The organism is Xanthomonas sp. A1809, assembly GCF_017746015.1.
Classification (GTDB): Bacteria; Pseudomonadota; Gammaproteobacteria; order Xanthomonadales; family Xanthomonadaceae; genus Xanthomonas; species Xanthomonas euvesicatoria.
The window spans coordinates 86,330-105,005 of the sequence record NZ_JAGHWZ010000010.1; the positions used below are offsets into that span (position 1 = coordinate 86,330).

Here is an 18,676-nt window from a genome sequence, read left to right on the forward strand (position 1 = left end):
CGGTTGCGGTCATGGCGGCGTCAGCAGTGCGATAATCCAGCCATGAGCGAATCCCCCTATACCTCCGGTACCACCCATTTCGGCTTTCGCGATGTCGCTGCCAAGGACAAGCAGAAGCTGGTCGGCGAAGTGTTCACCTCGGTCGCGCGTAACTACGACCTGATGAACGATCTGATGAGCCTGGGCGTGCACCGCGCATGGAAACGCTACTTCGTGGCGACCGCGCAGGTGAAGCCAGGCGACCGCGTGCTGGACCTGGCCGGCGGTACCGGCGACATCGCCGTGCTGCTCAAGGAGCGCGTGGGCAATGAAGGTGCGGTGGTGCTGGGCGACATCAATGCCGGCATGCTGTCGGTGGGCCGCGACCGGCTGACCAACCGCGGGCTGGTGTCCGGTTTCGACTACGTGCAATGCAATGCCGAAGCGCTGCCGTTCCCGGACCAGAGTTTCGACCTGGTGACCATTTCCTTCGGCCTGCGCAACGTCACCGACAAGGACGCCGCCTTGCGCGAGATGTACCGCGTACTGAAGGTCGGCGGCCAGGCGCGCGTGCTGGAATTTTCCGAAGTCACCGCCGAGTGGTTCAAGCCGATCTACGACTTCCACTCGTTCAAGATCCTGCCCAAGCTGGGCCAGCTGTTCGCGCGCGATGCCGATAGCTACCAGTACCTAGCCGAAAGCATCCGCAAGCATCCGCCTCAGGAATCGCTCAAGGGCATGATGGGCGAGGCCGGGTTTGCGCGTTGCCACTTCAAGAACCTGACCGGCGGCATCGTGGCCATCCACTCCGGCTACAAGATCTAAGCAGGTCGTTTCAGCCTGGTTGGCGTCGGCGCGCGTAGCGTGCGCTGGCGCTCGCCCGCCGCGTGCACGGGATCGCGCGTGGCGTGGAAGCGGTGTCGCACATGGATACACCAGCGAAGTTCTGAGACTTCCGTCGCGTTGGCTCCACACGCTCTCGGCGACACTAAACGCTCTTTTGCCGGAGTGTTGGATGCGCTTGTACGCCGGGCTCTCGCGCGTGTTTCCCCGCTCCTTCAGCGCCAAACTGCTGGCGGTGACCTTCCTGGGCATCCATCTGCCGTTGCTGTTGTTGATCGCCTGGTTGGCAGCGCAGAGCGAACTGGACGGGCGCCCGCTGTGGTCGGTGGTGATCGTGGCATTGCTGGCCACCCTGGCCGGCACGGCGCTAACCTTGGTCGCGCTGTACCGGCTGCTGGCGCCGCTGCGCATCGCTGCCGATGCGCTGGATTCGTATTACGCCGATCAACGCCTGCCTACGCTTCCCGAACAGGGTGACGATGAATTGGGCCGCCTGTTGCGCGGCATCAACCGCAGCCTGCGCGGCATCGATGCCGGCATGCGCGATCTCAAGAAACACGCCTTGTTCGACCCGTTGACAGAAGCGCTGAACCGGCGCGGCTGCGAACAGGCGATGCGCGATTCGGTGATCGCCTCCCAGCGCGAAGGCTGGCCGTTCGTGCTGTTCGTGCTGGACATGGACAACCTCAAGCAGATCAACGACCGCTTCGGCCATCTGGCTGGCGACCGCGTGCTGGTGCGTCTGGTGAACTCGGCGTACGGCTGGTTGGGCGCGCAGGACTGGGTCGGGCGTTGGGGCGGCGACGAATTCCTGATCGGCATCCATGCCAGCGAAGACGACGCCACGCTCAAGCTCAACCAATGGCTCTCGATGCTCGAGCGCGAAGATGCCGACGAGGCGCCGCTGCATGTGAGCGCCGGCAGTGCGGTGTGCGAACAAGGGCTGGATGCCACCGAACTGTATCGCCGCGCCGATGCGGCGATGTACCGCGCCAAGTTCTCCGGCGGCCGGCGTCTGGTGCGCGACGGGCACGACGCCCCGCGCGGCCATCCGGTGGCCTGACCTGGGCAAGCCGGTTGCGACAGCGCGTGGCAGGCCATCGCGCGCATGGCCACCGATGGCACGGGCAGGCTGCGGCGCAGGGCGTTAAAATGCCTCATTCTCCTTGCTGCGGTGCCGTCGATGCGCTTCCCGTTCCTGTCGCTGTCCCTGGCCGTGTCCATCGCGCTGGCCGGCTGTTCCAATGACTCCACGCCGTCGGCCTCCCCCACCGCGCCGGCCGCCACTGCCAAGGCCCCCGTGAAAGCAGACGCCCGCAACCACGACGAAAGTTCCTACGCCCAGCCGCAGCTGGTGGTCATCAAGGACCTGGCGCTGGACCTGAAGCTGGATTTCGATGCCAAGCAGATCGGCGGCACTGCCACCTACACGCTGGAGTGGAAGGACAAGGCCGCCAAACAATTGGTGCTGGATACGCGCGAGTTGAGCATTGCGCAGGTACAGGCGGACGATGGCAAGGGCGGCCTGTCGCCGCTGCAGTTCGCCCTGGCACCGGCCGACAAGACCTTCGGTAGCAAACTCACCATCGAAGCGCCGAATCAGCCGGGCAAGGTGGTGATTACCTATCACACCGCACCCACCGCCTCGGGCCTGCAGTGGCTGGAGCCGTCGATGACCGAAGGCAAGCAACTGCCTTTCATGTTCAGCCAATCGCAGGCGATTCACGCGCGCAGCTGGGTGCCGATGCAGGACACCCCGAGCGTGCGCTTCACCTATAGCGCGCATGTCACCTCGCGCCCGGACGTGATGGTGCTGATGAGCGCCGACAACGACCCCAAGGCGGCACGCGACGGCGATTACAGCTTCAAGATGCCCGAGCCGATTCCGTCCTACCTGCTGGCGATCGCCGCCGGCGACGTGGTGTTCAAGCCGATTTCTGCGCGCTCGGGCGTGTGGGCCGAGCCGGCCATGGCCGACAAGGCCGCCAAGGAATTCGAAGACACCGAAAAGATGATCGGTGCCGCCGAAAAACTGTATGGCCCTTATCGCTGGGGCCGTTACGACATGCTGGTGCTGCCGCCGTCGTTTCCGTTCGGCGGCATGGAAAATCCGCGCCTGACCTTCGCCACGCCTACCGTAATCGTCGGCGACAAGTCGCTGGTCTCGCTGGTCGCGCACGAACTGGCGCATAGCTGGTCGGGCAACCTGGTGACCAATGCCAGCTGGAAGGACATCTGGCTCAACGAAGGGTTCACCACCTACGTGCAGGGCCGCATCACCGAGGCGCTGTACGGCAACGAGATGGCCGAGATGGAGCGCGAAATCGACCAGGGCGATTTGCTGGCCGAAGTCAAAGACATGCCGCCGGCCGACCAGGTATTGGAGTTGCCGCCGCTGGCCCAGCGCGACCCTGACGAGGCCTTGAGCCAGGTTGCCTACGTCAAGGGCGCGTGGTTCCTGCAGTTCCTGGAGCAGCGTTTCGGCCGCGAGGTATTCGACCCGTTCCTGCGCGGCTGGTTCGACGATCATGCCTTCCAGAGCGCCACCACCGACCAGTTCGTCGATTACCTGAAGAAGAACCTGCTGGACAAGCATCCCAACACGGTCAGCGCAGCCGAAGTGGATGCGTGGCTGAAGCAGCCGGGCATTCCGGCCTTCGCCGCCAAGGCGCGCTCGCGCAGCTTTTCGATCGTGGATACCGCACGCATCGCCTGGAGCGGCAGCGGCACCTTGCCGAACAAGCAGGTCACCAGCGAGTGGGGCACGCAGGAATGGGTGCACTTCCTCAGCGGCATGGGCGCCACGCTCAAGCCCGAGCAGCTCAAGCAGCTGGATGAGGCGTACCACTTCACCGGCACGCCGAATGGCGAGATCGCCATGCGCTGGTATCCGCTGGCCATTCGCAGCGGCTACACCGATGCGCGCGCTGCCGCGGGCGAGTTCATCGAACGCGTCGGCCGCCGCAAGCTGGTGCTGCCGATCTACGCCGAATTGTTGAAGACGCCCGACGGCATCGCGTTCGCCGAACAGGCCTTCGAAAAGGCCAAGCCCAGCTACCACCCGATCACCACCGCATCGGTGGCCGAGATGATCGCCAAGGCCAAGGCGGCACCGCCGGCGCAGCCGTAAGGGCAGCGGAGGGCGTTGCAGACGCCCTCCCGCCACCTCCATCGCTGCCGTAGGAGCGCACCCGGGCGCGAGGCGGCTTTACCGGGAATGCTCCATCGCGCCCAGGTGCGCTCCTACGGTCGCCGGCGGTTTGATCGCGGCTGTCGCGGGCAGGCTGCTATCGTGGCTGTCGTTTTCCATGCCTTTCGGAGTCGACGATGAAGTATCTGCTGAGCGCGGCCTTGTGCGTTGCCGCCTTGAGTGCCTGCACTGACCGCGAGGCGCAACGTCAGGCGCAGGCCACCGCGCAGGCGCAGGCCAGGGAAGCCCAGGCCGATGCGCTCGCCAAGCAATACGACGAAGCGGTGAAAGCGCAGAACTGGGACATGGCGCGTGCGCATGGTGCGGCCTTGATCGAAGGTTATGCCGGCACCGCGGCTGCCACGCGTATCGAACCCGGCTATGCCGATATCAAGGCCAAGGGCGAGCAGGCGCGCGAGCTGCGCCGCATGCAGGCGCTGTGGCAGTACTCGCAGGTGCCGGCCAAGGGCGGTACGCAGCGCTCGGCGATGATCGACGCCAAGCAACGTGTGGATGTGGATGGCAGCGGGCCCAAGCCGGTCAGCCTGGTGTTTCGCGATCATCCGCAGTGGAAGCGCCACAGCTACCTCGTGCTCAAGGCCGGCGATTTCAATTGCTACGGTGGCTGCAAGGTGCAGGTGGCGGCCGATGGCGGCGCGCCGCGTGCCATGGCGGCGCACCGCCCGGACACCGACGAAGCCATTGCCATGTTCATCGACGATGACAAGGCGTTGTGGAAGCTCGTACGCAACGCCAAGCGCATCAGCATCACGTTCCCGGTCAAGGCCGGCGGTACGCGCACCGCAGAGTTCGAGGTCGGCGGCCTGGACACCACGCAGATGCCCGGGTGGAAGTAGGCCGGCTCGCGATGACATGCCGGCGTACATCGAATGTGTGTGCGGGCTGGTGCAGCACTAGCGGGCTTGATCGACTGTGCGGTACCCCGGTGTGATGGCGCTGCAGCGCGTCGGCACTGCGCGCTCGGGGCGGTCGGCAAAGCTGGCGCGCATTCGTTCGGTGGCAGGCGCGCGCGCGTTGGAGTGTCCGCGCAAGTACATGCCGAGCGGGCGCCACACGCACCGGCTTGGCGGTGCGTGCAGACGCCATGTCGACCGCGTTGGGCGAAGTCGCTGATGGCGCCCTGCAAGTTGGCCGCACCGCCGCATGCCGCATCGAATCGATCACTTTCTTGTCTTTGCACGGATGGACAGCATGACACTCACCGCGCGCGCTCCCACGTTGTCCGACTACCGCCATTGGGTCTTCGACATGGACGGCACCCTGACCGAGGCTGCGCACGATTTCGCCTTGATCCGCCGCGCGCTGGACATCCCGCCAGAGGCGGACATCCTGCACCACCTGGCCGCGCTGCCGGCCGACGAAGCGGCGACCAAGCATGCCTGGTTGCTCGAACACGAGCGTGCGCTTGCCCAAGGCGCACGCGCCGCGCCGGGCGCAGTGGCGCTGGTGCGCGCGCTGCATGCTGCCGGTTGCCGGCTTGGCATGCTCACCCGCAACGCACGCGAGCTGGCAAAGATCACGTTGCAGGCGATCGGTCTGGACGATGCGTTCGCCTGGGACGACATCGTCGGCCGCGACGAGGCGGCCCCAAAACCTGCGCCCGACGGGCTGCACTATTTCGCGCAGCGCTGGTCGGTGCAGGGCAGCGCGCTGGTCATGGTCGGCGATCATCACAATGACCTGGCCTGCGGCCGCGCCGTCGGTGCGTGCACTGTGCTGGTCAATACACCCGGCGATCCCTGGCCCGGTTTCGCCGACTGGCGCCTGCACAATTGCACGCAGTTGCTCGCGCAATGGGAGGGCCAGGCGCGCGTTGTGCCTGTGCAACGCGGGTAACGTGCAGCCGATCGGGCATCGGAATGGTTAACTGCCTGCCGACGCCATGACGCGTCTCAAAGGGGGCTCGCCGTATCCGCATCCGCCTTTCGGACACCTGCTCCCGGCGGAAGAAGAAATGCGTGGCGCCACCGCGCGGTGTTGCTTGCCTTAGCGCATCGCGCTGCACCAGCGGCGCAGCGATCGGGGTCCAGCACACGCCCGGCATTGCTGAAACATCTTTCCCGACCGTCTGCACCACTGTGTCACAGCACGTTCGGCGCAAACTGTGCCAAAACCGTGACAGCGCCAAGTGCCCAGCTCGCCGTCATTGCCCCCAACCCTTGCCGACTCGACGTGGTGCGGCGCACCAGTGTGCTGGCATGACGTTTGCTCAGGTCTCTCCCGACGTTTCCTACGTCCGCATCGCCACGGCGGTGACAGCGCCTGCGCTGCGGGATGTTTCAACCGACTGGTTGTTCAAACGAGAGGGGTAGACGCACATGCACCAATCTTCCTGTCGCAGCGTATGCAGCACTGCGCTGCTTATGCTTGCGCTGAGCGCCGTTCTGTCTGGCTGCAAGAAAGACACACCGACCGAAACTGCGGCGCCGGCAACGGCTGCAACACCTGCCGCTGCGCCCGCCGCTGCACCTGCCGCCGCGGTCGATACCGATAGCGAGTTCACCGCCAATGCCAGCAATGCGGACAACTGGGGCGGTGTGGGGCGCGACTTCGCACTCACCCGGCATAGCCCGCTGGCCGAGATCAATCGCGACAACGTCAAGAATCTGAAGATGTCGTGGGAGATGAAAACCGACGCCACGCGCGGCCACGAAGGCCAGCCGCTGGTGATCGGCAGCATCATGTACATGGTCAGTGCGTATCCGAACAACGTCTTCGCCATCGATCTGGCGGCGCAGGACGACGGCGGCAAGGTGTTGTGGAAATACACCCCGCAACAGGACGAACGGTCGGTGGCGGTGGCGTGCTGCGACACGGTCAACCGGGGCGCCTCCTATGCCGATGGCAAGCTGGTCTTCGGCAGCCTCAGCGGCGATGTGATCGCACTCGATGCCAAGACCGGCAAGGAAGTGTGGAAGCAAAAACTCGCCCACCCGGACAAGGGCGAAACCATCACCATGGCGCCGATCATCGCCGACGGCAAGGTGGTGGCCGGCATCAGCGGCAACGAATTCGGCGTGCTCGGTCGCGTGGCCGCCTACAACCTCGCCGATGGCAAGCAGGCCTGGTCCTGCGATGCGGCCGGCACCGACAAGGCGATCTGCCTGGGTCCGGATTTCAACAAGGCCAATCCGCAGCATGGCCAACTCGGCGACCTGGGCGTCAAGACCTTTCCCAACGAAGAATGGAAGCGCGGCGGCGGTGCAGCGTGGGGCTGGTACAGCTACGACCCGAAGTTGAAGCTGGTGTACTACGGCACCGGCAATCCCGGCCTGTGGAGCCCGTCGTATCGTTGCGGCAAGACCTCGCAGGAGGAGTGCAACAACGGCGAGCATGACAACAAGTGGTCGATGACCCTGTTCGCCCGCAAGATCGATACCGGCGAGGCGGTGTGGGGCTACCAGAAGACCCCGTTCGACCAGTGGGATTACGACGGCATCAACGAGCCGATCCTGGTCGACCTGACCATCGACGGCAAGCAAGTCCCCTCGGTGGTGCAGTTCGATCGTAACGGCTTTGCCTACGTGCTCGATCGGCGCGATGGCACGCTGCTGCGCGCGCACAAGTTCGTGCCGGCCAACTGGGCCGAACGCATCGACATGAAGACCGGTCGCCCGGTCAAGGTGGCTGCGCATTCTCCGCTGGAACGCGGCAAGAAAGTGCAGGCGTTTCCGTCGGCGATGGGCGGCAAGGACCAGCAGCCGTGCTCGGTGGATCCGGCCAATGCGGCGGTGTTCTTCTGCGGCACCAATAACTGGCACATGGAGCTGGAACCGCAGGAGCGCGGCAACACCATGATGGGCCTGCCGTATGTGTTCGCCAACGTGATGATGAAGCCGAACGAGCCGGGCGCGCTGGGCATCGTCAAGGCGTTCGACGTGGTGGAAGGCAAGTCCAAGTGGGAGATCAAGGAGAAGTACCCGGTGTGGAGCGGCACCCTGGTCACTGACGGCGGGCTGGTGTTCTACGGCACGCTGGATGGTTGGTTCCGCGCGGTGGACAAGGACACCGGCAAGAAGCTGTGGGAGACCAAGCTGCCGTCCGGCATCATCGGTAACCCCATCGCCTACAAGGCCAACGGCCATCAATACGTGGCGGTGTTCTCCGGTATCGGCGGCTGGATCGGCCTGCCGGTCACTGCGGGCCTGGATCCGTCCGATCCGTATGGCGCGCTGGGTGCGGCAGGGCTGGCGTTCGGTGCGGGCTTTGACAAGATCCCGCTCGGCGGCATGGTCCACAGCTTCCGTATCGATGGCGCCGGCAAGACCGTGACTGCCACTGCGACCGCCACTGCGGCCGCAGGTGGCGGTACCGCCAATGCCGCAGCGAAGACGGCACGATGATCTGCACGCAAGGCGTTGGACGCGCACCTCGGCAGCGTGCTGCCGGCGTGCGCGGCATCACCCGGCACCTGCAGCAGGTGCTGGTGCTGTGCAGCCTCGGACTCGTCGCCGCAGGCTGCACACGCGAGCCGTCTTCACCGACGGCTCGCGCTTCTCGTTCGGATGTGGTGCCCGCTGCGGCACCTGCATCAACCAACTCGCCGGCAACACCGCCGCCAGCGCCCGACCCGCACGTGCTGCGCGTGTGCGCAGACCCGGGCAACATGCCGTTGTCCAACAAGGCCGGCGAAGGCTTCCAGAACAAGATTGCCCAGGTCGTAGCCGCTGCCATGGGCCGGCGCCTGGAATACGAATGGCGCACCTACTACCAGCGCGGGCTGGCACGCAGCACGATCAACGCGGGCCGTTGCGATGTGCTGATGGATCTCAACAGCGATTTCGAGCAAGGGGTGGTCACGCGCCCGCTCTATCGCTCGACCTATGTATTGGTCACACGCAAAGGCTTGAATGTGCGGCCTGCTTCGCTGGACGACCCGGCGCTGAAGAAGCTGCGCCTGGGCGTGTTCCAGAGCTCGCCTGCGCGTCAGGCGCTGTACGAGCATGGCATCAGCGGTGAGGTGCAATACCTGTTCTACGACTCGGCCACTGCGCCGGAAGAACACCCCGGCAAGCTGGTCGAACGGGTTGCCGCCAACACGCTGGATGCGGCCGAATCCTGGGGCCCGGTGGCCGGGTATTACGCACAGCGCAACGGTCTGGGAATGGTGCCCTTGAACACCATCGACGATGCGGTGCTGGAGTATTCGATGGCCTGGGCGGTGTCGCGCAAGAATGCAGACCTGCGCGATGCGTTGAACACGGCGCTGCAGCAGAGCGCGGCAAAGATCGACCAAATCCTGCGCAGGTATCACGTGCCGCTGGTGCGCTGTAGCGACTGCGTGGTGGCCGGCGATCTGGCGTCGCACGGGCCGTATGTCACGCCGACACCGGCATCCACTGCACCCAGTCCGGCGGCCTCGTCGCAAGAGTTGGCGCAGCTGCAATTGCGCATCGCCGACGGTGCAGACCCGAACCAGGAACTGGCGCATGCACTGGACGCGGGCGATGCCGTGCGTGCGGCATGGCTGCTGCGCCATGGCGCCGATGCCAATCACGCGAACCTGCTGGGCGAGCCGCCGTTGCACCAGGCCATCCGCAACCAGGAGCCGGACCTGGTCGGCCTGCTGCTGGATGCCGGCGCACGCATCGAGGCGCGCGACGCCAGCGGCTGGACCGCACTGATGAAAGCCGCCTGGGCCAATGACGCCGACAGTGTCGGCAGGTTGCTGGCCAAGCGCGCGCCGGTGGACACCGTGTCCAGCGACGGCTGGAGCGCGCTGGATCTTGCGGTGTCCTATGCCGACGTGGGAGTGGTGCAGGCGCTGCTGGACAAGGGCGCGACCGTGCGGCGCGCCAACCCCACCGGGTTCACCCCGGTGATGTTTGCGGTGGCGCGCGACGACCCGGCCATTGTGGAGGCTGTGCTGGCACGCGGCGCCGAGGTCAACCACGCCAATCAGGCCGGTGTCACAGCGCTGATGCTGGCTGCCGCGGCCGGGCGCGAAGCGGTTGCCCGACGCCTGCTGGCCGCAGGTGCCGACCCGTCTGCGCGCAACCGCGACGGCAAGAGCGCTGCGGATTTGGCGCAGGCACGTGGGGACACCGCGCTGGCCACGCTGCTCGCCGAGGCCCCGCGCCCGGCACCCAAATGATTGCCTCACCCGTCGCGCGCACCGGAGTGCGCGGCGTTCCCTCCGATCAAAAAGGTTCGTTCATGCGCACGTCCACTACACGTTATCTCGATCGTTCCGTCTGCGCACCGCTGTGCGCGTTGATGTTCAGCGTCGTGTTGGCGGCATGCGGCAAGGACGCGCCACCGGCCCCGGCCGCCGATGCGCCGCCGCCTGCGCCCCCGGCGGCCGCCGGCGCACCGGCGCCTGCGCCAGCCGCCGACAGCACAGCGTCTGCACCTGCACCTGCGGCCGCAGGGATGCCGAATGTGGCGGCCGGGCCTGCCCCGGATCCAGCGACGCCGGTCGCACCACCTGCCACGATCGTGCCGATTCCCAAGGGACCCGAGGTCAAGGTCACGCCCGAACTGGTCGCCGAAGGCAAGAAGATCTATTTCTCGGCCGGCTGTAATGCCTGTCATGGCGGTACCGGTGGCGGTGGCATGTGCCCGCCGCTGACCAACGACATCTGGGTGTACGGCAGCGACGACGACACCCTGCGTACGCTGATCAATGAAGGCACCGCGGCCATGATCACCCACGGCAAGACCCGCGTCGGGCACGAAAAGGTCGTCGGGCAGATGCCGCCGTTCGCACCGGTGCTCAAGCCCGGCGATACCGAAAAGTTGCTCGCCTTCATCCACTCGATCAACAAGACTGCAGGCAAGGCGCAATGAGGCCAGCGCCTGCTCGCTGGCCATGCATGCTTGCAGCAACGCTGCTGACCACGCTGCTGCTGGCCGGCTGCCAGCGTGACGCTGCCTCGCCGGCCTCCACCGCCGCACCCGCGACGACGGGCACTGCAGCACCGGCGCCGGCAACGCCGCCGGTGTTTGCGTATGTGCCCAATCAACGCAGTGGTACCGTCTCGGTAATCGATACGCACACCGATACCGTGGTGCGCACGCTCAGCGCGCAGGGCCAGCTCGGCAAGCGCTTGCAGCAGCTATTGCCCGGCCCGCAAGGGCATCTGTATCTGATCGATGCCGAGCATCACCGGCTGGTCGAACTCGATACCGAAAAAGATGCGGTGTTGCGCAGCGTGGACATCGGCGAGAACGCCGAAGGCATCGCGTTGTCGCCGGACGGCAAGCAGTTCGCGGTATGCGTGGAAGGCCAGAATCAGGTGACGCTGATCGACGCGGCGCAATTTGTCGTGCAGCAGGTGATCGCCACGCGCGGGCAGGCGCCGGAGCATTGCGCCTACACCCCGGATGGCAAGTGGTTGCTCACCAGCAATGAAGGCTCCAACGACATGGACATGATCGAGCTGGCCACGCATCGATCGCGCGGCGTGGTGGCCACCAGCGGGCATCCGCGCGGCATGGCGTTCGCACCCGACGGGCACAGCGTGTACATCGCCCAGGAAACCGCCAACGTGGTGGACGTGATCGACCTGCAGACGCGTCAGCGGCGCGCCAGCCTGCCGGGCGGCGTGCGCACCGCCGGCGTGGCGCTGTCGGGAGATGGCGCGCGGCTGTATGCCTCCAACGGGGGCGCCGGCACGGTCAGCGTGATCGATCTCAAGACCGCACGCACCCTGGCCGAGATCCCGGTCGGGCAGCGTCCGTGGAATCCGGCGCTGACGCCGGCCGGCGACAAGCTCTACGTTGCCAACGGGCGTTCCAACAGCGTGAGCGTGATCGACACCGCCAGCTTGCGCGAACTCAAACAGATCCCCGTCGGCGAGCTGCCGTGGGGCGTGATCATCGCGCGCTGAGCGGCCGGCAGGCCGACGCGCGTCAGGGAGGCCGGATGAAGACACGCGCTGCGGTGGCCTGGGGTCCGCACCAGCCGTTGACCATCGAAGAGGTAGACCTGCAGCCGCCGCGTCCCGGTGAGGTGCTGGTGCGCCTGGTCGCTACCGGCATTTGCCATGGCGATGCGCATGCGTTGGCGCATGGCCACGCCGGCAGCTTCCCGGCGATCCTGGGGCAGGAGGGCGCCGGTGTTGTCGAAGACGTCGGGATCGGCGTCACCAGCGTGCGGGCCGGCGATCACGTGATTCCGCTGTACATGCCCGAATGCGGCGTGTGCAAATTCTGCCGTTCCGGCCGTACCAATCTGTGCCAGGCGATTCGCAGCAGCCAGGAACGTGGCCTGATGCCCGATGGCAGCAGCCGGTTCTCGTTGCACAGGCGTCCGGTCCTGCATCACATGGGCACCAGCACGTTTTCCGAATACACGGTATTGCCGGAGATTGCGGTCGCACGCATCCATCCGGATGCGCCGCTGGAGCAGGCCTGCCTGCTCGGCTGCACGGTCACCACCGGCGTCGGTGCGGTGCTCAACAGCACGCATGTGCGGCCAGGAGATTGCGTGGCGGTGTTCGGGTTGGGCGGCATCGGATTGTCGGTGATACAGGGCGCAGTGCTGGCCCAGGCCGGTCGCATCATCGCGGTGGACATCGACCCTGCGAAATTCGCACTGGCACGCACGCTGGGCGCCACCGATTGCCTGGATCCGCGCGACTACGGTGCGCCGATCCAGCAGGTGATCGTGGACCTGACCGATGGCGGCGCCGACCACAGCTTCGAATGCATCGGCGATGTCGGTGCGATGCGCGCCGCGCTGGAGTGCTGCCACAAGGGGTGGGGCGAGAGCGTCATCCTGGGCGTGGCCGAGGACACGCAGGAAATCAGCACGCGCCCGTTTCAATTGGTCACCGGGCGGGTGTGGCGCGGCAGCGCCTTTGGTGGCGTCAAAGGCCGCAGCGAGTTGCCTGGCTATGTCGAACGCTATCTGCACGGCGACATTCAACTGGCGCCGCTGATCACGCGCACGCTGGCGCTGGACGACATCAACCAGGCGTTGGCGGACCTGCGTGCGGCACGCGGCATCAAATCCATCGTGGTGTATTGAAGGAGACGCACATGGCAGCAGGCAGATGCAGGACAGCGACGCTGCATCGCAGGGGATTGGCAGGCGCATGCGCCATGACCTTGCTCGCACGCAGCGCAGTGGCCGTTGCAGCGGAAGCGCCGCAAGTCACCTGGTTGGACCGTATCGAGGTGACCGCCACGCCGATCCCGGGCACCACCATCGATGCGGCGCAATTGCCGTACATGGTGCAGTCGGCAAGCAATGCCGAACTGTCGCGTGGGCGCAGCAACAACCTGAGCGATCTGCTGCAGCGCCGCTTCGTGGGCGTGGACGGTAACGACGTGCAGGGCAGTGCGTTCCAGAACGATCTCACCTTCCATGGCTTTCGTGCGTCGGCGCTGCCGGGCGCCTCGCAGGGGGTGTCGGTGTATCTGGATGGCGTGCGCTTCAACGAACCGTTCGCCGATATCGTCAGCTGGGACATGCTGCCCGAAGCGGCAATCAGCGCCGTGACGCTGATGCCGGGTTCCAACCCGCTGTTCGGGCCGAACACGCTGGGTGGCGCGGTGGTGCTGTCTACCGCCTCCGGGCTGACCGCGCCCGGATTACAGGGGGAAGCGAGCATCGGCAGCGGCGCGCGCAAGCGGCTGGATGCCAGTTACGGCGTTGCCGGCGCCGACGGCTGGCATGGCTTTGTCGCGCTGACCGGCTTCGACGAAAACGGCTGGCGCGCTGCCTCCGAAGGCCGGCTTGGCACCGTGTTCGGCAAGGTCGGCAAGCAAGGCGAGCAGACCGATTGGAGCCTGTCGCTGCTGCACGGGCGCAGCCGTCTGATCGGCAATGGTCTGCTGCCCGATACACGCTACACCGACGAAGGTCCGGAGCCCGGCTTGTATCGCGCCGATCGGCGCTCGGTCTACACATCGCCCGATCTCACCCGCAATCGCAATACGCTATTAAGCGTGCAGTTGGACCATCGTTTCGATGCAGACACTGCGCTGCACGCGCTGGCTTATTCGAAGATGGGGCGGCGCGACACCGTCAATGGCGACATCGGGCAGGACTACGAGGAATTCGTCGAAGAGTGCGCTTCCGGTTACGCCACCGATGGCAGCGCACTGGATGCCGATTGCGACGTCGCCCGCACCGATGCCGACACGCTGCACACCGGCGCGCTCAACACCACCCAGATGCGTCAGCACGCGCAGGGCGTTGCGCTCAATCTGAGCATGCAATGGGGCGCGCATGCGCTCACCACCGGCGCCACTTTCGATCGCGGCCATGTGCGTTATCGGCAATTCGCCCGCGACGGGTGGGTGCAGCCCGACCGCTCGGTCGTTGCAGATCCGGCGACAGACCGCGCGTTCTTTTCCGGCGTGCGCGGCAGTACGCAGACATTGGGCGTGTTCCTGGCCGACACCTGGGCACTGGACGATGCCACCCATCTCACCGCCGCGGTGCGCTGGAATCATGTGGTGGTGGACAACGTTCTTTCCACCGCCGACGACGGCGACCGCCCACGCGAGCGCTTCGTTTATGCCAAAGCCAACCCGTCGCTGGGGCTGACCCGGCGGCTGGCGTCGGCGGTGACGCTCTACGGCTCGGTCGCGCAGAACAGCCGTGCACCGACCGCCATCGAATTGGGCTGCGCCGATCCCACTCAGCCATGTCGGTTGCCGACCGGTCTGCAGGCCGATCCGCGCCTGGAGCAGATCATCTCGCGCACCTACGAACTGGGCGCGCGCTGGACGCCGTCGGCCGATCGCAACGCCACGCTGTCGGTCTACCGCGCCGACAATCGCGACGACATTCTGTTCTTGCGCGCACCGGACACGCAGTTGGGTTACTTCGACAATGTCGGCCGCACGCGCTATCAGGGCGTGGACGCGGCACTGCATCTGCGCAGCGGCGATTGGCAGTGGTCGGCCGGCTACAGCTACCTGGATGCCACTTACCGCAGCGACGGCCAATTGCTGTCCGGCGAGCGTGTGATCGCGCTGCGGCCGGGACTGCGGATCGCCGCGCTACCGCGGCACAACCTCAAGCTCGGGGTGGAGTGGCAACGCGATGCGCTGACGCTGGGCGTGGGCGTGCGTGCGGTCTCCGGGCGGGTGGCCAGCGGCAACGAAGATGGCCAGGTCGACAATGCCGAAGAAGGCCAGGCCGCGCCCGACCGTATCGACATCGGCACCGCCGGCTATGCCCTGGTCGACCTGCAGGCGCGCTGGACCATCAACGCGCGGGTGTCGCTGTTCGCCCGGATCGACAACGTCTTCGACCGCCGCTACGCCACCTATGCCGCCGTGGCCGAAGACGTGTTTCCCGACGGCGGACTCGCGCGCCCGCAGGATGCGCCAGTGGAAACCGGCCCGGCACGATTTCTCGCACCGGGGGTGCCCCGGCAGTACCTGATCGGCGTGCGCTGGGCGCTTTGATCGCGGGAAATCGGGAATCGGGAATCGGGAATCGTAGAGCGTCAGCGCGCTGCTTTTATCTATTCCCGATTCCCGATTCCCGATTCACCCGGTCTCCAGCCCGTGCTTGCGCAACTTGCGGTACAAGGTGTTACGGCTGATGCCCAGGGCATCGGCGGTGCGGCTGACATTCCAGCGATGGCGTTCGAGTTGTTGCTGCAGCACCAGCCGTTCGGCCTGATCCAATGCAACGCGGCCGGGCATATCGTCGGCCGCGACCGCGCGCGCATCGACCAGGCAAGGTGCGCTGCCCGCGTCGACGATCTCCTGCGGCAGATTCGGCAGGCGAATCACCTCGTCACTGCACAGCACGGCCGCCGTGCGCAGCACATTGCGCAATTGGCGCAGGTTGCCCGGCCAGGCGTAGCTGAGCAGCTTGTGCAGCGCATCTTCGCTGATGCGCACGCTGCGCTCGCTGTTTTCCTCGCGCAACAGGGTGCGGATCAGTTCGGCCTTGTCGCTGCGTTCGCGTAGCGGCGGCAGATGCAGCACCACGCCGTTGAGGCGGTAGTACAGGTCCTCGCGGAATTCGCCGGCGGCCACCATCTGCGCCAGGTCGCGGTGGCTGGCGCTGATCACGTGCAGCTCCAGCGGCATTGCCCGGTCGCTGCCCAGCGGGGTCACGCTCTGTTCTTCGAGCACGCGCAGCAGCCGCGTCTGCAGCGGCAGCGGCATGTCGCCGATTTCGTCCAGGAACAAGGTGCCACCGCTGGCCTGCAGCAGCTTGCCGTGGCGGCCTTCGCGCGCGGCGTCGGTGAACGCGCCGCGCGCGTAGCCGAACAGTTCGCTCTCGATCAGCGCCTCGGGAATCGCCGCACAGTTCACCGCCACGAACGGCCGCGCCGCCCATGGCGAGCCGCGGTGCACCGCCTTGGCGAACTCCTCCTTGCCGGTGCCGGTGGCGCCGCACAGCAGGATCGACACGCGATGCGCGACCAGCTTCAGCGCGTTGTCCAGGTTGTGGCGCATGCGCGGATCGGAGCCGACGTGCTCGCGTGCGTAAGCGGCCTCGCCATCGTCGGCGGGGGTGGCGTGTGCGCCGCCAGCAACCGCGTTGCGGCGCGGCGGCTGCGCCAGGGCGAAGAAACGGCGCCCGTGGCAGGCGCAGCGGATCGACCAGAGCGTGCTGGCAGCGTTGCGCGCACGCTGCTCCACGGTGTCGAAGTCCAGCTGCATCACCTGCGAGATGTCGCGCCCGACCAGCAGGCTGCGGTCGCCCTTGCCGAGCTGTTCCAGCGCCGCTTCGTTGACGGCCAGCACGCAGCCGTCGGCGCCGATCGCCATCAGCGCCTCGTGCAACAGGCCGGCGAACTCCGGGCGGCTGTGGAAGCGCAGGATCCACGCGTGCCGATACTGCTCCAGGAAATACGAACGCGCGATCTGTGCCGCCGACATGCGCACCAACGCGCTGGTGTGGCGCTGTACCAGCTTGGTGTCGCGCGCGTCCGGCGTGGACGCATCCAGCACCGCCAGCAATTGCCCGTGCGGGTCGAGGATCGGCGCACCGCTGCACGACAGCGGCAGATGCCGGGCCAGGTAATGCTCGCCGCGGTGCACGCCGAGCGCGCTGCGCTCCACCGCGCAGGTGCCGATGCCGTTGGTGCCCTGGTAGCGCTCGGCCCAGCTGGCGCCGCAAAACAACCCGGTCTGGCGGAATTCGCGCAGCAGTGCCGGGTCCTGCACGCTGTGCAGCAAGGTCGCCTCGGCGTCGGCGAACACCACGGCATAGCCACCGCCGGCGATCTGCTCGTAGAGGTTCTCCATCTCCACCTTGGCGATGCGCAGCACTTCCTCGAGCCGCTGCTGGCGCTCGCGCAGCCCGCTACCGTCGTGGACCATCGGCAACGGGGGGGCATCCGGACTCAGCCCATACTCGTCCAGGCAGCGCTGCCACGAGCGCGCCAGCGCCGGCGGCAGCGGTTCGATCTGGCGGAAGCGGCGCATCCGCGCCAGCAGCGCCGATTCGGCCTGGGCATCGGACGAGGGCCCGGCCGTGGCCTGCAGGAGGTTGGCGACAGTCACTTCCGACACGTGGCGCTTCCTCGGTCCCTACCCGGGGCCAGAGCGGCAGTGACGCATAAACCGGGGCGAGGCTCAAACCGCGGTGCAGCAAACGCCGGGGATGCGGATTCGGGATTCGGGATTGGCAAAAGCGGCTCGGCTGGGGGCGGCTGCCTTTTCGCCTGGGCCAAAACGAAAAAACCGCGCCATCGCGCGGTTCCTCGTGGCCTCGAGGCGCCAGGACCCAGCTTTTATAACTCCCGACTCCCAAATCCCCACTCTCGGCTACAACGCGTAGCCGAACTGCTGCTTGAACTGGTCGTTGAACTCGGCGAAGTCGAAGCGCTGGTTCTGGGTGCCCGGGTGTTCCACTTTCAGCGCGCCCATCAGGTTGCCCATGCGGCCGATGGTCAACCAGTCGTAGCCGCCCTGGATGCCGTAGATCAGCCCGGCGCGGAACGCATCGCCGCAGCCGGTCGGGTCGACCACGCGGCGCTCGTGCGCCGGCGGAATGTCGTAGGTCTTTTCCGGCGTATGCACCAGTGCGCCCTTCGGGCCCTGCGTGGTGATATAGGCCTGCACACGCGAGACGATGTCTTTTTCGTCCCAGCCGGTGCGTTCCTGCAACAGGTTCGACTCGTAGTCGTTGACCACCACGTACTGGGCCTGTTCGATGAACTGGCGCAGCTCCGGGCCGTTGAACAGCGGCATCGCCTGGCCGGGGTCGAAGATGAAAGGGATGCCGCCGGCAGCGAACTCTTCCGCGTTCTGGATCATGCCTTCGCGCCCGTCCGGGCCGACCAGGCCCAGGGTCACGCCCGGCACATCCTTCACGTGGTTTTCGTAGCTGCGCATCATCGCGCCCGGATGGAAGGCGGTGATCTGGTTGTTGTCGTGGTCGGTGGTGATGAACGCCTGCGGGGTGAACAGGTCGTCGATGATCTTCACCCGCGACAGGTCGATGCCCAGCGTTTCGAAGTGTTCGCGGTACGGGCCGAAATCCTGGCCGACGGTGCCCATCGGGATCGGCGCGCCGCCGAGCAGATGCAGGTTGTAGGCGATGTTGCCGGCGCAGCCGCCGAATTCGCGGCGCATGCGCGGCACCAGGAACGACACATTCAGGATATGCACCTTGTCCGGCAGGATGTGGTTCTTGAACTGGTCCGGAAACACCATGATGGTGTCGTAGGCGAGGGAACCACAGATCAGTGCGGACATCGAGTCGGGCCTTTG

The 18,676-nt window shown here is 66.3% G+C and carries 13 protein-coding genes; 11 read left to right on the forward strand and 2 right to left on the reverse strand.

Going from position 1 to position 18,676, the window contains the following annotated elements; translation table 11 throughout:
* Positions 1 to 42 precede the first annotated feature (42 nt).
* From ubiE to J7396_RS14780, 11 genes are all read left to right on the forward strand, one after another.
* Positions 43 to 804: a bifunctional demethylmenaquinone methyltransferase/2-methoxy-6-polyprenyl-1,4-benzoquinol methylase UbiE gene (gene ubiE / locus J7396_RS14730; RefSeq protein WP_008577300.1), complete on the forward strand. Its 762-nt coding sequence runs from the start codon at positions 43 to 45 to the stop codon at positions 802 to 804.
* Positions 805 to 994: 190 nt separating this feature from the next.
* Positions 995 to 1,885 carry a GGDEF domain-containing protein gene (locus J7396_RS14735; protein ID WP_008577298.1) on the forward strand — a complete coding sequence of 297 codons (891 nt, stop codon included), beginning with the start codon at positions 995 to 997 and terminating at the stop codon, positions 1,883 to 1,885.
* A 120-nt stretch (positions 1,886 to 2,005) separates the two neighbouring features.
* Positions 2,006 to 3,952 (forward strand): M1 family metallopeptidase, encoded by a 1,947-nt coding sequence (locus J7396_RS14740; RefSeq protein WP_209261658.1) that lies wholly within the window; start codon positions 2,006 to 2,008, stop codon positions 3,950 to 3,952.
* A 197-nt stretch (positions 3,953 to 4,149) separates the two neighbouring features.
* Entirely contained in the window at positions 4,150 to 4,869 is a 720-nt protein-coding gene (locus tag J7396_RS14745; protein WP_008577295.1) for a hypothetical protein, read from the forward strand.
* A gap of 346 nt (positions 4,870 to 5,215) precedes the next feature.
* Positions 5,216 to 5,869 carry an HAD family hydrolase gene (locus J7396_RS14750; RefSeq protein WP_008577294.1) on the forward strand — a complete coding sequence of 218 codons (654 nt, stop codon included), beginning with the start codon at positions 5,216 to 5,218 and terminating at the stop codon, positions 5,867 to 5,869.
* A 482-nt stretch (positions 5,870 to 6,351) separates the two neighbouring features.
* The gene (locus J7396_RS14755; protein WP_080721041.1) at positions 6,352 to 8,376 is read left to right on the forward strand and encodes a methanol/ethanol family PQQ-dependent dehydrogenase; all 2,025 of its coding nucleotides are present in this window, start codon (positions 6,352 to 6,354) and stop codon (positions 8,374 to 8,376) included.
* The gene (locus tag J7396_RS14760) at positions 8,373 to 10,127 is read left to right on the forward strand and encodes a quinoprotein dehydrogenase-associated putative ABC transporter substrate-binding protein (protein WP_209261659.1); all 1,755 of its coding nucleotides are present in this window, start codon (positions 8,373 to 8,375) and stop codon (positions 10,125 to 10,127) included. Before J7396_RS14755 ends, J7396_RS14760 begins: the two co-directional genes overlap by 4 nt.
* A 26-nt stretch (positions 10,128 to 10,153) precedes the next feature.
* Positions 10,154 to 10,822, forward strand: coding sequence for a c-type cytochrome (locus J7396_RS14765; RefSeq protein WP_209261723.1), 669 nt, complete (start codon positions 10,154 to 10,156; stop codon positions 10,820 to 10,822).
* Positions 10,819 to 11,865: a beta-propeller fold lactonase family protein gene (locus J7396_RS14770; RefSeq protein ID WP_209261660.1), complete on the forward strand. Its 1,047-nt coding sequence runs from the start codon at positions 10,819 to 10,821 to the stop codon at positions 11,863 to 11,865. Before J7396_RS14765 ends, J7396_RS14770 begins: the two co-directional genes overlap by 4 nt.
* Positions 11,866 to 11,900: 35 nt before the next feature.
* Positions 11,901 to 13,007: an S-(hydroxymethyl)glutathione dehydrogenase/class III alcohol dehydrogenase gene (locus J7396_RS14775; protein WP_014089321.1), complete on the forward strand. Its 1,107-nt coding sequence runs from the start codon at positions 11,901 to 11,903 to the stop codon at positions 13,005 to 13,007.
* Positions 13,008 to 13,018: 11 nt separating this feature from the next.
* Positions 13,019 to 15,403 carry a TonB-dependent receptor gene (locus tag J7396_RS14780; RefSeq protein ID WP_209261661.1) on the forward strand — a complete coding sequence of 795 codons (2,385 nt, stop codon included), beginning with the start codon at positions 13,019 to 13,021 and terminating at the stop codon, positions 15,401 to 15,403.
* 84 nt (positions 15,404 to 15,487) lie between these two features.
* Here the strand turns inward: J7396_RS14780 and J7396_RS14785 are convergent, their stop codons facing one another.
* A complete protein-coding gene (locus J7396_RS14785) occupies positions 15,488 to 17,473 on the reverse strand; it encodes a sigma-54-dependent Fis family transcriptional regulator (RefSeq protein ID WP_209261662.1) in 1,986 nt (661 codons plus the stop codon).
* 255 nt (positions 17,474 to 17,728) lie between these two features.
* On the reverse strand, positions 17,729 to 18,661 hold the full coding sequence (locus tag J7396_RS14790; protein ID WP_008573357.1) for a carbohydrate kinase family protein: 933 nt from the start codon (positions 18,659 to 18,661) through the stop codon (positions 17,729 to 17,731).
* Between the last annotated feature and the right edge of the window lie 15 nt (positions 18,662 to 18,676).

Bases quoted from the DNA above. Each gene is read 5' to 3' on its own strand.
- ubiE (WP_008577300.1), top strand. From the start codon at position 43: ATGAGCGAATCCCCCTATACCTCCGGTACCACCCATTTCGGCTTTCGC.
- J7396_RS14735 (WP_008577298.1), top strand. From the start codon at position 995: ATGCGCTTGTACGCCGGGCTCTCGCGCGTGTTTCCCCGCTCCTTCAGC.
- J7396_RS14740 (WP_209261658.1), top strand. From the start codon at position 2,006: ATGCGCTTCCCGTTCCTGTCGCTGTCCCTGGCCGTGTCCATCGCGCTG.
- J7396_RS14745 (WP_008577295.1), top strand. From the start codon at position 4,150: ATGAAGTATCTGCTGAGCGCGGCCTTGTGCGTTGCCGCCTTGAGTGCC.
- J7396_RS14750 (WP_008577294.1), top strand. From the start codon at position 5,216: ATGGACAGCATGACACTCACCGCGCGCGCTCCCACGTTGTCCGACTAC.
- J7396_RS14755 (WP_080721041.1), top strand. From the start codon at position 6,352: ATGCACCAATCTTCCTGTCGCAGCGTATGCAGCACTGCGCTGCTTATG.
- J7396_RS14760 (WP_209261659.1), top strand. From the start codon at position 8,373: ATGATCTGCACGCAAGGCGTTGGACGCGCACCTCGGCAGCGTGCTGCC.
- J7396_RS14770 (WP_209261660.1), top strand. From the start codon at position 10,819: ATGAGGCCAGCGCCTGCTCGCTGGCCATGCATGCTTGCAGCAACGCTG.
- J7396_RS14775 (WP_014089321.1), top strand. From the start codon at position 11,901: ATGAAGACACGCGCTGCGGTGGCCTGGGGTCCGCACCAGCCGTTGACC.
- J7396_RS14780 (WP_209261661.1), top strand. From the start codon at position 13,019: ATGGCAGCAGGCAGATGCAGGACAGCGACGCTGCATCGCAGGGGATTG.
- J7396_RS14790 (WP_008573357.1), bottom strand. From the start codon at position 18,661: ATGTCCGCACTGATCTGTGGTTCCCTCGCCTACGACACCATCATGGTG.